General features: G+C 68.0%; 12 protein-coding genes. 9 read left to right on the forward strand and 3 right to left on the reverse strand.

The genetic code is table 11. The features are described from left to right. Positions 1-8: 8 nt before the first annotated feature. Entirely contained in the window at positions 9-434 is a 426-nt protein-coding gene (locus tag HWX62_RS12495; RefSeq protein ID WP_175928276.1) for a helix-turn-helix domain-containing protein, read from the reverse strand. Positions 435-573: 139 nt separating this feature from the next. Between HWX62_RS12495 and HWX62_RS12500 the strand changes: the two genes are divergently transcribed. Continuing rightward, complete coding sequence (locus tag HWX62_RS12500; RefSeq protein ID WP_175928275.1) at positions 574-1071, forward strand: DUF2938 domain-containing protein; 498 nt, start codon at positions 574-576, stop codon at positions 1069-1071. Between the two features lie 120 nt (positions 1072-1191). Here HWX62_RS12500 and HWX62_RS12505 read toward each other — a convergent pair whose 3' ends face one another. Beyond that, positions 1192-1632: a MarR family transcriptional regulator gene (locus HWX62_RS12505; RefSeq protein ID WP_027782799.1), complete on the reverse strand. Its 441-nt coding sequence runs from the start codon at positions 1630-1632 to the stop codon at positions 1192-1194. A gap of 135 nt (positions 1633-1767) precedes the next feature. Here HWX62_RS12505 and HWX62_RS12510 point away from each other — a divergent pair, with 135 nt between their 5' ends. Continuing rightward, entirely contained in the window at positions 1768-3297 is a 1530-nt protein-coding gene (locus HWX62_RS12510; RefSeq protein ID WP_175928274.1) for an MDR family MFS transporter, read from the forward strand. A 37-nt stretch (positions 3298-3334) separates the two neighbouring features. Here the strand turns inward: HWX62_RS12510 and HWX62_RS12515 are convergent, their stop codons facing one another. Next, a complete protein-coding gene (locus tag HWX62_RS12515; protein WP_175928273.1) occupies positions 3335-4849 on the reverse strand; it encodes an acetyl-CoA hydrolase/transferase family protein in 1515 nt (504 codons plus the stop codon). A gap of 653 nt (positions 4850-5502) precedes the next feature. Here HWX62_RS12515 and HWX62_RS12520 point away from each other — a divergent pair. The 7 genes from HWX62_RS12520 to HWX62_RS12550 are packed head-to-tail and all read left to right on the forward strand — an operon-like array spanning position 5503 to position 12732. After that, positions 5503-6198 carry a CDP-alcohol phosphatidyltransferase family protein gene (locus tag HWX62_RS12520; RefSeq protein WP_175928272.1) on the forward strand — a complete coding sequence of 232 codons (696 nt, stop codon included), beginning with the start codon at positions 5503-5505 and terminating at the stop codon, positions 6196-6198. Beyond that, on the forward strand, positions 6195-7004 hold the full coding sequence (locus HWX62_RS12525; protein ID WP_175928271.1) for a 2OG-Fe(II) oxygenase: 810 nt from the start codon (positions 6195-6197) through the stop codon (positions 7002-7004). The genes HWX62_RS12520 and HWX62_RS12525 overlap by 4 nt, the downstream gene beginning before the upstream one ends. Beyond that, the gene (locus HWX62_RS12530; RefSeq protein WP_175928270.1) at positions 7001-8002 is read left to right on the forward strand and encodes an HpnL family protein; all 1002 of its coding nucleotides are present in this window, start codon (positions 7001-7003) and stop codon (positions 8000-8002) included. The genes HWX62_RS12525 and HWX62_RS12530 overlap by 4 nt, the downstream gene beginning before the upstream one ends. 35 nt (positions 8003-8037) lie before the next feature. After that, positions 8038-8805 carry a phosphocholine cytidylyltransferase family protein gene (locus tag HWX62_RS12535; protein WP_175928269.1) on the forward strand — a complete coding sequence of 256 codons (768 nt, stop codon included), beginning with the start codon at positions 8038-8040 and terminating at the stop codon, positions 8803-8805. After that, positions 8802-10490: a phosphoenolpyruvate mutase gene (gene aepX / locus HWX62_RS12540; protein WP_175928268.1), complete on the forward strand. Its 1689-nt coding sequence runs from the start codon at positions 8802-8804 to the stop codon at positions 10488-10490. The genes HWX62_RS12535 and aepX overlap by 4 nt, the downstream gene beginning before the upstream one ends. Next, the gene (gene aepY / locus HWX62_RS12545; RefSeq protein WP_175928267.1) at positions 10487-11668 is read left to right on the forward strand and encodes a phosphonopyruvate decarboxylase; all 1182 of its coding nucleotides are present in this window, start codon (positions 10487-10489) and stop codon (positions 11666-11668) included. The genes aepX and aepY overlap by 4 nt, the downstream gene beginning before the upstream one ends. Next, positions 11668-12732 carry a 2-aminoethylphosphonate aminotransferase gene (locus HWX62_RS12550; RefSeq protein WP_175928266.1) on the forward strand — a complete coding sequence of 355 codons (1065 nt, stop codon included), beginning with the start codon at positions 11668-11670 and terminating at the stop codon, positions 12730-12732. The genes aepY and HWX62_RS12550 overlap by 1 nt, the downstream gene beginning before the upstream one ends. The last annotated feature ends 150 nt before the right edge of the window (positions 12733-12882 follow it).

The raw sequence follows: 12882 nt of genomic DNA on the forward strand, positions 1-12882 counted from the left end.
TTCGCCGCCTACGCGCCTTCCGCCTTCGCACGGCGCGCCGGATGACGATGCGCGGCAATGCGCAGCAGCTTCTGGAACGACGGGCAGTCGAGATGGTTCGCCGCCGGGCACACCGCCGCATGCCGCAGCGCATCGCGTACCGCGCCGAGACGGCGAATCGTGCGGTCGAGCTCGTCGGCCTTGCCGTCGAGCTTCGCGCGATCGATCGCGGGCCGGCCCTCTGTGCCGACCATCGCGAGGATGTCGTCGAGCGAGAAACCGGCCTCGCGGCCGAGCGCGATCAACGCCAGGCGCTCCAGCACCGACGCGTCGTATTGCCGCCGCAGCCCGTGCCGGCCGATCGGAACGATCAACCCCTTTTCCTCGTAGTAGCGCAGCGTCGATGCGGGCAGTCCCGTGCGCCGCGCAACGTCCGCAATGTCCAGTCGGTTCATGCTTGACCTCAAGTTCGCTTGAGGTTGCAAGATAGTCGTTCGACTCCATCGAGACAAGCCACACCGCCATGAAACCATCGAACCCGCATCGTATTTCGCCGTGCCGCGTCGCGAAGGCCGTCCGCAGCGGAGGTGCGCGATGAGCACGCCCGAGATCCTGCTCAGACTCCTGTTGATCGGCGCGGGCGCCACGGTCGTGATGGATCTGTGGACGCTGTGGCGGCGGCGTGCGTTCGGCATTCCGTCGCTCGACTACGCGCTGGTCGGCCGCTGGCTCGGCCACATGACGCACGGCCGGTTCCGGCATGCGTCGATCGTCGCCGCCGCACCCGTGGCCGGCGAACGCGCGCTCGGCTGGGTCGCGCATTACGCGATCGGCATCGCGTTCGCGGCGCTGCCCGTGCTGATCGCCGGCCCGGCGTGGATCGGCGCGCCGACGCCGCTTCCTGCACTCGTCGCCGGGCTCGCGAGCGTCGTTGCCCCGTTCTTCGTGATGCAGCCTGCGTTCGGCTTCGGCATCGCGGCGTCGCGCACGCCGCAGCCGGGCGTCGCGCGCCGACGCAGCCTCGTCACGCATCTGTCGTACGGGGTGGGCCTCTATCTTGCGGCGTGCGTGCTCGCGGCGCTGGCCGGTTGACCCGCGCACCGGCATCCCGTCAGCCGCGCCCCGCGGCGCGCCTTCGCCCGCCTCGAACACACGCGGCCGAGCGTGCGCAGCGCACTCCCATTGCCCGGCACGCCCGTCCGGGCACCCCCGTCACTCGCCGCCGCAGTCGATCAGGTTGCGGCGCACGCGCCCGAGCAGCCGCACCAGCGTATCGCGCTCGTCGGGCGTGAAGCCGCGCAGCCCGTCGTCGGCGACGGTATCGCCCACCTCCAGCATCTGCGGAAAGATCTCGCGCGACTTGTCGGTCAGCCGGATCACGAACGCACGGCGGTCGTCGTCGTTCGCGACGCGTTCGATCCAGCCATAGCTTTCCATCCGGTCCAGCAGCCGCGTGAGCGAGATCGGCGTGATTTCGAGCCATTCCGCGAGCCGCGCCTGGTTCATCTCGCCCTTCCACGTCAGGTACGCGAGCACGCGGCTTTGCGCCCGCGTCAGCCCGATGCGCTTCGCGCGCCGGTCGAACAGGCGTCCGTTCAGGCGCGCCACGTCGGCGATCAGGTAACCGATCCGGTTCTCGTAGGTCTTGTCCATGCGGCGATTATAGGGTCAAGCCGGAACCCGCCCGCGGCTCGCGACCCCGCGATAAGCAGATATATAATAAGCGTGCTTATAATTTACGCCATGCAGGATCGCCGCCCACGGCGACCGCCCCACGGAGACACTCGCTTGAACCCCGCCGCCGCCGTCCCCGCCTCGCCCGCCCTGAACCGGCCGATGCTGACGCTGTCGATCATGCTCGCCACGCTGATCCAGACCCTCGACAGCACGATCGCGAACGTCGCGCTGCCGCACATGCAGGGCACGCTGTCCGCGTCGCAGGACGAAATTACGTGGGTGCTGACGTCCTACATCGTCGCCGCGGCGATCGCGACGCCGCTCACCGGCTGGCTGTCCGACCGATTGAGCGTGAAGCGGCTGCTGATCGTGTCGATCGCGGGCTTCACGGTGGCGTCGGCGCTGTGCGGGCTGTCGGAATCGCTCGTGCAGATCGTCGGCGCGCGGCTGCTGCAGGGCGTGTTCGGCGCCGCGCTGGTCCCGCTGTCGCAATCGATCCTGCTCGACATCAACCCGCGCGAGAAACAGGGCCAGGCGATGGCGATCTGGGGGATGGGCGTGATGGTCGGCCCGATCCTCGGCCCGACGCTCGGCGGCTGGCTCACCGACAGCTACAACTGGCGCTGGGTATTCTTCATCAACGTGCCGATCGGCGCGTTCGCGCTCGCCGGCGTGATGACCTTCCTGCCGGCGCGCGCCGCTCGCCCGCACGTGAAATTCGACACGTTCGGCTTCGCGACGCTCGCGCTCGCGATCGGCGCGTTCCAGGCGATGCTCGACCGCGGCGAACAGCTCGACTGGTTCGGTTCTTACGAGATCCGCGTCGAGGCGCTCGTCGCGGCGCTCGCCTTCGCGTTCTTCCTCGCGCATACGGCGACCGTCGGCAAGGCGTCGTTCTTCAAGTCGGAACTGCTGCGCGACCCGAATTTCGCGACGGGCACGCTGTTCATCTTCGTGGTCGGCGCGGTGCTGTACGCGACCCGCGCGCTATTGCCGCCGATGCTGCAGAACCTGATGGGCTACCCGGTCGCGACGACGGGCCTCGTCACCGCGCCGAGCGGCGCGGGCACGATGATCGCGATGTTGTTGGTCGGGAAGCTGCTGAAATACGTGGATGCGCGGGTGCTGCTGCTCGCCGGGCTGTCGATTTCCGCGCTCGCGCTGTGGCAGATGATGCAGTACACGATCGTGCTGTCCGAGGCGGACATCGTGTGGCCCGGCGTGATCCAGGGCTTCGGCCTCGGGCTCGTGTTCGTGCCGCTGAGCGCGCTGTCGTTCTCGACGCTGGCGCCCGAGCTGCGCGCGGACGGCACGGCCACCTACAGCCTGATGCGCAACATCGGCAGCAGTATCGGCATCTCGATCGTGCAGACGCTGATGACGCGCAACACGCAGGTCGCGCATGCCGACCTCGCGACCCACATCACGCCGTTCGCCCCGGCCGTGCAGGCGATGGCCGGCAGCCGCGTCGACATCGCGCTGCTCGACCGCACGATCAACCAGCAGGCCGCGATGATCGCGTACCTGAACGACTTCAAGCTGATGTTCGTCGCGACGCTGCTGATGATCCCGCTGTTGCTGCTGATCCGCCCGCCGCAGAAGGCGGCGAGCGTCGACGTCGCGCATGCGGCGCTGGATTGACGGTGTGACGAGCGCGCGCCCGTCACAGGCCGCCATCTCAGGCCTTCATCGTCCCGGTCCGCACGTAGCGCTCGTGCCACGACAGCGCCTCGGCGAGCAGATGCGGGGTGTGCTTGCCGAAACTCTCGCGCGACGCGCGCTCGAAGTAGTCCTCGAGCATCGGGCGGTAGTCCGGGTGCGCGCAGGTCGCGATGATCTTGCGCGCGCGCTGCTTCGGCGACAGGCCGCGCAGGTCGGCCAGCCCCTGCTCGGTGACGACGACCGCGACGTCGTGCTCGGTATGGTCGACATGGCTCGCCATCGGCACGATCCGCGAGATCGCCCCGCCCTTCGCGGTACTCGCCGACATGAAGCACGACAGGTAGCCGTTGCGCGCGAAGTCGCCCGAGCCGCCGATGCCGTTCTGGATCTTCGTGCCCATCACGTGCGTCGAGTTCACGTTGCCGTAGATGTCGGCCTCGATCATCCCGTTCATCGCGATGCAGCCGAGGCGGCGCACGAGCTCCGGATGGTTGCTGATCTCCTGCGGGCGCAGCACGATCTTCTCGCGGAACGTCGCGATTTCGTCGGCGAAACGCTGCACGGCGGCCGGGCTCAGCGACAGCGCGGTGGCCGACGCGAAGCTCAGCGTGCCGTCGTCGAGCAGGTCGAGCATGCCGTCCTGGATCACCTCGGTGTAGGCCGTCAGGTTCGAGAAGCCGGCCGAGCTCAGCTCAGCCAGCACCGCGTTCGTGATGTTGCCCACGCCCGACTGCAGCGGCAGCAGGTTTTCCGGCAGGCGGCCGCGCTTCACTTCGTGGCGCAGGAAGTCGATCAGTTGCAGCGCGATCTGCTTGGAGGTCGCGTCCGGCGCGGTGAATGCGTTGCTGCGATCGGGCGCATCGGTCTCGACGATCGCGACGATCTTGTCGGCCGGGCAGCGCAGGTACGGCTCGCCGATCCGGTCGTCGCTCTTCGTCAGCGGAATCGGCTTGCGGTGCGGCGGCAGCGCGGTGCCGTAGTAGATGTCGTGCATCCCGTCGAGGCCGAGCGGCTGGCGCGCATTCACTTCGAGGATCACGTGCTTCGCGCGCTCGAGCCAGGTCTTGTTGTTGCCGATCGACGCGGACGGGATCAGCAGCCCGTCCTCGCGGATGCCCGCGACTTCGACGATCGCGACGTCGAGATCGCCGTACAGCCCGAACCACGCGTATTGCGCGACGTGGCTCAGGTGGACGTCCTGGTAATCGACTTCGCCGCCGTTGATCTTGTCGCGCAACGTCGGGTCGGACTGGTACGGCAGCCGCATCGAGATGCCGTCGGTGCGGGCGAGCGCGCCGTCGAGTTCCGGCGCGGTCGACGCGCCCGTCAGCACGTTGATCCGGAAGTCCTCGCCGCGCGAATGGGCCGCGTCGATGTGGGCGGCAAGCGCGGCCGGCACGGCCTTCGGATAGCCCGACCCGGTGAAGCCGCTCATGGCGACGGTCATGCCGGGGCGGATCAGCGCGGCGGCTTCGTCGGCGGTGCGGACGAGCGAACGCAGGGCGGGAGCGAGGATGCGTGAAGAAGACATGGCTGGTTATCTGACGCTTTGGTCTGTCGTTGACGTCGCGGGGGGTGTCTCCTGAGCGACGCGAAGCCCTTGGGGCCGCGAGGGGCGGCCCGGCACCACAGGCACGGTCGGAGTATCGCAGAGGCCATCGCCGCGAAATGTCCGCTGGATGCAAAAGATCCTTGCCGGATTTGCCGGGTATCGAACGACCGTTCTGTGACAGGCGATCCGCCCGCGCCGCCTCCATGCGAAAGGTATGCGAAAGCATCGGGCGACTCGCCGGTTCGCGTTCGCCGAGCGTCGCGCATCAATTGACCGATGTCCGTCGGCATTGACGACCCTGGTTCGGCAATCGCCGATACCCGTCCGGCGCGGCCGATTGTCACCCGATGCGGCTTTTTCACCCCTGACGGAGATCAAGGTCGCATGCGCTGCGCGACGCCGGCCGACCGGCGCGAAAAAACCTGCCGCACCGGCCGGCGAGGCCCGTCCGGCCTTGACAGCCGCGCGATGCGGACCACACTGGAAGACGGGTCCGCCGGCACGGTCGGCCGGCCCGTTCGCACGTGTGTTTTTGGACAGGCCAATGCCTGCAAGACGCCGTAACACTCCCGCATGTCAGGACATTGATCGAATAAAAAGCAACAAATTACAATTCCGTATATATTTCGCCGATGGACCAAAGAAAAACCGCCACACGCCCTGAACCGCCCCTGCCACGCACCTGGGATGCGCGGCTCGCGCGCTCGCTTGTCCGACCGCTCGTCGATACGCCGGTCACCCCGAATCACCTCACCACCCTTCGTCTGCTGATCGGCCTCGCCGGCGCCTGGTGCCTCGCGCACGGCGGCTTCGGCTGGAGCAATGCAGGCGCGTTCCTGATCGTGCTGTCGAACTTCGTCGACCACACCGACGGCGAGCTCGCACGCATCAGCGGCAAGTCCAGCAAGATCGGTCATTTTTACGACCTGGCGGCCGATGCGCTGGTCACGGTCGCGCTGTTCGTCAGCATGGGCGTCGGCATCGTCGCGCAGGGCGGCCAGATGGCCGCGTCGCCGGTGCTGCTCGGCGCGGTGGCCGGCGCGGCCGTCGCACTGATTTTCTTCCTGCGCATGCGGATCGAATCGATCGCCGGCAAGGCCGGCACCAAGCAGGCGTTCGCCGGCGGCTTCGAGACGGAAGACGTGCTGTACCTGCTGCCGATCGTGACGCTCGTGGACGGCGTCGAGCCGTTCCTGCTCGCGGCGTCGATCGGCGCCCCGCTGTTCGCCGCCTGGGTCGTGATCGACTGGTGGCGCATCGTGCGGCGCGGCAACCTCCCGCAGACTCCGGCCGCGCAGAACCCAACCGAAATCCAGGCTTCCAAATGACTCCTAGCACGCGCGACGATTCCGTGCTGAGCCCGGCACGCCCCGCGCCCGTGCGCGCGACGGCGGCCGATCCCGATCGCACCGTGGCCGACTGCGTCGGCCGGCTCGACCTCGACCGCCTGCGCGGCGACTACACGCGCCAGGGCTCGTTCCTCTACCTCGACGCCTTCCTGCCGCCCGACGCGCACGCGAAGCTGGCGGCCGCCGCCCGCGCGATGCAGGCCGGCCTGAACCGCAATTACCTGCCCGGCCACAAGCAGGGCGGCAGCGTGAGCCGCCATACGATCGACGAGCAGGCGCCGTACATCGCCGAGCTGTACCGGTCGAAGGCGCTGATCGGTTTCCTCGAGAAAATCACCGGCGACAAGCTGATGCTGTCGCCGGACGACGATCCGCACGCGTACGCGCTGTATTACTACACGAAGCCCGGCGACCACATCGGCTGGCACTACGACACGTCGTACTACGACGGCCGGCGCTACACGCTGCTGATCGGCGTGATCGACGAATCGTCGTGCCGGCTCGACTACGAGCTGCATACGCGCAACCCGGACGTACCCGACGAACCGGGCTCCGTGCAGATCGCCGACGGCGGCATCGTGCTGTTCGACGGCGACAAGCTGCGCCATCGCATCACGCCGCTCGGCCAGAACGAGATGCGCGTGTCGCTCACGTTCGAATACGTGACGAACCCCGGCATGCGGCCGTGGAAGCGTTTCATCTCGAACATGAAGGATGCGATCGCGTATTTCGGTTTCCGCCAGGTGTTCAAGCAACTGGCCACGCGGCGCACGACCGGGTCATGACACGCGCGGGCCTCATCCTGCTGTCCCTCGGGACCGCCCTCTTCATCGCCCTGCTGGCCTGGCAGGGCGTCGGCGCGGTCGCGTCCACATTCCTCGCGGCCGGCTGGGGACTCGCGCTCGTCGCGGCGTTCCACGTCGTACCGCTCGTGATCGACGCGGTCGCGATCTCCGTGATGTTCCGCCGCGGGCAGCCGGGCGCCGAACTCGGCAACGCGCTGCGCGCGCGCTGGGTCGGCGAATCGGTGAACAGCCTGCTGCCCGCCGGGCAGATCGGCGGCCCGGTGCTGATGGTGCGCCACCTCGCGCAGCGCGGCACGCGGATGGCCGACGCGGCCGCCGTCGTGACCGTCAGCACGACGATGCAGGCGCTCGCGCAGATGGCCTTCGCGCTGATCGGCATCGCCGCGTTCAGCCTGTATGCCACGCACGAGTCGGTCGTGCACCTGCGTACGCCCGCGCTGATCGCCACCGGCGTGCTCGGCGCGCTCGCGGTGATGTTCTATCTGGCGCAGCGGCGCGGGCTGTTCGGCCGCGGGATGCGCCTCGCGTCGAAGCTGCTCGGCCCGCGCGACTGGTCGTCGCTGGCCACGCGCGCCGACGCGATCGACGACGCGGTCGGCGCGCTGTACCGCGATCGCGCGAAAGTCGCGAAGACCTTCGCATTGAGTCTCGCCGGCTGGATCGTCGGCACCGCGGAAGTGTGGCTCGCGCTGCACTTCCTCGGGCATCCGGTGAGCTGGGTCGACGCGCTGCTGCTGGAAAGCGTCGGCCAGGCGATTCGCGGGGCGGCCTTCGCGATCCCGGGCTCGCTCGGTGCGCAGGAAGGCGGCTACCTGCTGCTCGCGCCGCTGGTCGGCTTGCCGCCCGACGCGGCGCTCGCGCTGTCGCTCGCGAAGCGCGCGCGCGAACTCGCGCTCGGCCTGCCCGGCCTGCTCTATCTGCATTTCAGTGAAAGAAACTGGCAGCGGCGCCGCGCGCCGCAGCCGCTCGCCGACTGATCGTTCAGATCGCCGGCTTTTTGGTTGGAGAACCCATGCGAGCCATCATTCTTGCGGCAGGCCTCGGCTTGCGCCTGCAACAACCGCCCGAGGCGCAGTTCCCGAAGTGCCTGCTGCGCTTCGACGACGTGTCGCTGCTCGAGCGCCATCTGCGCGTGCTCGACGCCGCGGGCGTCGATGAAATCGTGCTCGGGCTCGGCTTCCAGCACGAGAAGGTCGAACAGGAACTGAAGCGCCTCGGCCGTACCGCCGAGATCGTGATCAACGACCGCTACGACCTCGGCAGCGTGCTGACCGTGCATACCGTCGCCGATGCGATGACGCGCGGCGGCGACGTGCTGCTGATGGACGCGGACGTGCTGTACGACGAGAACATCCTGCACGCGCTGGTCGCCGATGCCGACAAGGCCGTCGACCGCCTGCTGATCGACCGCGACTTCGAGGCGGGCGACGAGCCCGTCAAGCTGTGCCTGAAGAACGGCGTGCCGGTCGAGCTGCGCAAACAGCTCGCCGTCGACCTCGACTACGACACGATCGGCGAATCCGTCGGCTTCTTCCGCTTCACCGAAAGCACCGCGCGCCGCCTCGCGACGATCGTCGCGGGTTACGTCGACAGCGGCCGCGCGAACATGCCGCACGAGGAAGCCGTGCGCGACCTGCTGCTCGAAGGCGGCCATTCGTTCGACGTCGCCGACGTCACCGGCTCGCCGTGGATCGAGATCGACTTCCCGAACGACGTCGCCCGCGCGACGCAAGACATCCTTCCCCTGATTCAACGCACCACCGCAGGAGCCGCACGATGAATGCACGCGAACCCAACTTCTCCGAATCGCGCAGCGCGCGCCTGCGCCGCATGCTCGTCAGCAGCGACCTCGAATTCCTGATGGAAGCGCACAACGGCCTGTCCGCACGGATCGTCCGCGAGGCCGGCTTCAAGGGGATCTGGGCGTCGGGCCTCGCGATCTCCGCGCAGTTCGGCGTGCGCGACAACAACGAAGCGAGCTGGACGCAGGTCGTCGACGTGCTCGAATTCATGGCCGACGCGAGCGACCTGCCGATCCTGCTCGACGGCGACACCGGCTACGGCAACTTCAACAACGTGCGCCGCCTCGTGAAGAAGCTCGAACAGCGCGGTATCGCGGGCGTGTGCATCGAGGACAAGCAGTTCCCGAAGACCAACAGCTTCATCGACGGCGAACGCCAGCCGCTCGCCGAGATCGACGAGTTCTGCGGCAAGATCAAGGCCGGCAAGGATTCGCAGAGCGATCCCGACTTCTCGATCGTCGCGCGCGTCGAGGCGCTGATCGCCGGCTGGGGGATGGACGAGGCGCTGCGCCGCGCGAACGCGTATGCGGAAGCCGGCGCCGATGCGATCCTGATCCACAGCAAGCTGTCGCGCCCCGACGAAATCCTGCAGTTCGCGCGCGAATGGAGCGGCAAGGCGCCGCTCGTGATCGTGCCGACCAAGTACTACAGCACGCCGACCGACGTGTTCCGCCAGGCCGGCATCAGCACCGTGATCTGGGCGAACCATCTGATCCGCGCGTCCGCATCGGCGATGCAGGCCGTCGCACGCGAGATCCACGAGAACGAAACGCTGATCAACGTCGAGGACCGCGTCGCGTCGGTCAACGAAATCTTCCGCCTGCAGGACGCCGACGAGTACTCGGCGGCCGAGCGCATCTACCTGTCGTCGTCGTCGCGCGCGTCGAACGCGGCGGTCGTGCTCGCCGCGAGCCGCGGCAAGGGCCTCGAAGCCGTCACCGAAGACAAACCCAAGGTCATGCTGCCGGTCGCCGGCAAGCCGCTCCTGCGCTGGCTCGTCGACGGCTTCAAGAAGCAGGGCGTGAACGACATCACCGTGGTCGGCGGCTACCGCGCCGATGCGATCGACACGTCGGGCATCAAGCTCGTCGTCAACGAACGCCATGCGCAGACGGGCGAGCTCGCGTCGCTCGCCTGCGCGGCCGACCGCCTGACCGGCGACACCGTGATCTCGTACGGCGACCTGCTGTTCCGCAGCTACATCCTGCGCGACCTCGCGGAGAGCGAGGCCGAGTTCAGCGTGGTGGTCGATTCGTCGCTGACCGAGCCGTCGAACCAGAGCGTGCGCGACTTCGCGCTGTGCTCGGCGGCGGACGACCGTGGCCTGTTCGGTCAGAAGACGTACCTGCAACGCGTGTCGAGCGACGTCGCCGCGGGCACGCCGCACGGCCGCTGGATCGGCCTGCTGAACGTGCGCGGCGCCGGGGTCGACCGCCTGAAGGCGATGCTTGCAACGCTGCAGGCGCGCCCCGATTTCGACACGCTCGACATTCCGTCGCTGCTCAACGAACTGATCGCCGCCGGCGAGAAGATCGAGGTGCAGTACGTGCACGGCCACTGGCGCGGCGTCAACGATCTCGAAGACTTCCGCCGCGCGGGCGACTTCGCGCACGGCCAGACGCCGCTGTCCGAACCGGGTGCCGGCAACGGGGGCGCACGATGATCGAAGCGGCCCAGTTCGTCGAGGCCGCGCGCGAACGCGGCTTCGACTGGTACGCGGGCGTGCCCTGCTCGTACCTGACGCCGTTCATCAATTACGTGCTGCAGGACCCGACGCTGCACTACGTGTCGGCCGCGAACGAAGGCGACGCGGTCGCGCTGATCGCAGGCGCGACGCTCGGCGGCAAGCGCGGGATCGCGATGATGCAGAACTCGGGGCTCGGCAACGCGGTGAGCCCGCTCACGTCGCTCACCTGGACGTTCCGCCTGCCTCAACTGCTGATCGTCACGTGGCGCGGCCAGCCGGGCGTGCCCGACGAACCGCAGCATGCGTTGATGGGCCCGATCACGCCCGCGATGCTCGACACGATGGAGATCCCGTGGGAGACGTTCCCGACCGACCCCGACGCGGTCGGCCCGGCACTCGACCGCGCGATCGCGCACATGGACGCGACGGGCCGCCCGTACGCGCTCGTGATGCAGAAAGGCAGCGTCGCGCCGTATGAACTGAAGGCGAACCCGGCCGCGAAGCCGCGTGCGCACGTCGCCGCGCAATCGTCGTCGCGCGCAGTGCCGGCCGATGCATGGCCGACCCGTCACGACGCGCTGCAGCGCGTGATCGCGCACACGCCGGTCGATTCGACCGTCGTGCTCGCGTCGACCGGTTTCTGCGGCCGCGAACTCTACGCGCTCGACGATCGCCCGAACCAGCTGTACATGGTCGGCTCGATGGGCTGCGTGACGCCGCTCGCGCTCGGCCTCGCGCTCGCGCGCCCCGACCTGCGCGTGGTGGCCGTCGACGGCGACGGCGCCGCGCTGATGCGCATGGGCGTGTTCGCGACGCTCGGCACCTACGGCCCGGCCAACCTCACGCACGTGCTGCTCGACAACGGCGCGCACGAGTCGACGGGCGGCCAGGCGACGGTGTCGCAGCATGTGTCGTTTGCCGGTGTCGCGGCTGCGTGCGGCTACGCGTCGGCGGTCGAAGGCGATACGCTCGACGTGCTCGATGCGACGCTGGCGGCAACGGGCAACGGCGTGCAATTCGTTCGCGTGGCGATCCGCACGGGCGTGCCCGACGGCCTGCCCCGCCCGACCGTCACGCCGGTCGAGGTCAAGACCCGTCTGATGCGGCACATCGGCGCCGCGCAGACCGAAGCCCACGTTGAAGGAGCCCATTGATGCTGCTGCTGAACCCCGGCCCGGTCACGCTCTCCGAACGCGTGCGCCGCAGCCTGCTGCAACCCGATCTGTGCCATCGCGAAAGCGAATTCTTCGACTTGCAGGATGAAGCGCGTGCGCGCCTCGTCGCCGCGTACGAACTCGATCCGGCCGAATGGGCCGCCGTGCTGATGACGGGCTCGGGCACGGCCGCCGTCGAAAGCATGATCGCGGCGCTCGTGCCGCAGGACGGCAAGCTGCTCGTGATCGAAAACGGCGTGTACGGCGAGCGGATCACGCAGATCGCCACGCAGTACGGCATCGCGCACGACGTGTTGAAGCACGAGTGGATGCAGGCGCCCGATCTCGCGCAGATCGGTGCGCGTCTTGACGCGGGCGGCTATTCGCACGTCGCGGCGATTCATCATGAAACGACGACGGGCCGGTTGAACGATCTCGATGCGATTGCCGACGTGTGCCGTGCGCGTGGTGTGAAGATGCTTGTCGATGGTGTCAGCAGCTTCGGTGCGGAAGCGATCGATTTTGCAGGCGGCGTGATCGACGCGGTTGCCGCGACCGCGAACAAGTGCCTGCACGGCGTGCCGGGCGCGGCGTTCGTGATCGTGCGCCGCAGCGCGCTCGCGAAGGCTGCGAGCCGCACGTATTATCTCGATCTCGGGCGGCTTGCGAAGCTGCAGGATCAGCGCAATACGCCGTTTACGCCTTCCGTGCATGCGTATTACGCGCTCGTCGAGGCGTTGCGGGAGTTCGATGAGGCTGGCGGCTGGCGGGCGCGGCATGCGCACTACAAGGCGCTTGCCGATCAGGTGCAGGCGGGGCTCGCGGCGCGCGGGATGTCGCTGGTGCTGCCGGAAGGTGCATCGTCGGTCGTGCTGCGTGCGTATCGGTTGCCGCAAGGTGTGACGTACGAGACGCTGCACGACGGGCTGAAGGCGCGTGGCTTCGTGATCTACGCGGGACAAGGCGGGCTGTCGAAGGAACTGTTCCGGATCTCGACGATGGGCGCGATTCAGGCGGCCGATGTCGAGCGGTTGCTGGAGGGGTTTACGGCGTTGACGCGGTAAGTGTCGTCCGTAACTTCGTCCACGAAAGGCCCGCAAGGGCCTTTTTTATGGTTCATCGAGGATTACCGGGGAACGCGGCGCGAATCTTGAGGAAGAAGTATTCGTCGTCGCGGTACCCGTAAGCTCGACGCTTGATGACCTTGATGGTGT

The sequence above is a fragment of the Burkholderia sp. BCC0506 genome, from assembly GCF_902833145.1.
In the GTDB taxonomy this organism is placed as follows: Bacteria; Pseudomonadota; Gammaproteobacteria; order Burkholderiales; family Burkholderiaceae; genus Burkholderia.

Coding starts and splice junctions, on each gene's coding strand:
- HWX62_RS12495 (WP_175928276.1), bottom strand. CDS start 434: ATGAACCGACTGGACATTGCGGACGTTGCGCGGCGCACGGGACTGCCC.
- HWX62_RS12500 (WP_175928275.1), top strand. CDS start 574: ATGAGCACGCCCGAGATCCTGCTCAGACTCCTGTTGATCGGCGCGGGC.
- HWX62_RS12505 (WP_027782799.1), bottom strand. CDS start 1,632: ATGGACAAGACCTACGAGAACCGGATCGGTTACCTGATCGCCGACGTG.
- HWX62_RS12515 (WP_175928273.1), bottom strand. CDS start 4,849: ATGTCTTCTTCACGCATCCTCGCTCCCGCCCTGCGTTCGCTCGTCCGC.
- HWX62_RS12520 (WP_175928272.1), top strand. CDS start 5,503: ATGGACCAAAGAAAAACCGCCACACGCCCTGAACCGCCCCTGCCACGC.
- HWX62_RS12525 (WP_175928271.1), top strand. CDS start 6,195: ATGACTCCTAGCACGCGCGACGATTCCGTGCTGAGCCCGGCACGCCCC.
- HWX62_RS12530 (WP_175928270.1), top strand. CDS start 7,001: ATGACACGCGCGGGCCTCATCCTGCTGTCCCTCGGGACCGCCCTCTTC.
- HWX62_RS12535 (WP_175928269.1), top strand. CDS start 8,038: ATGCGAGCCATCATTCTTGCGGCAGGCCTCGGCTTGCGCCTGCAACAA.
- aepX (WP_175928268.1), top strand. CDS start 8,802: ATGAATGCACGCGAACCCAACTTCTCCGAATCGCGCAGCGCGCGCCTG.
- aepY (WP_175928267.1), top strand. CDS start 10,487: ATGATCGAAGCGGCCCAGTTCGTCGAGGCCGCGCGCGAACGCGGCTTC.
- HWX62_RS12550 (WP_175928266.1), top strand. CDS start 11,668: ATGCTGCTGCTGAACCCCGGCCCGGTCACGCTCTCCGAACGCGTGCGC.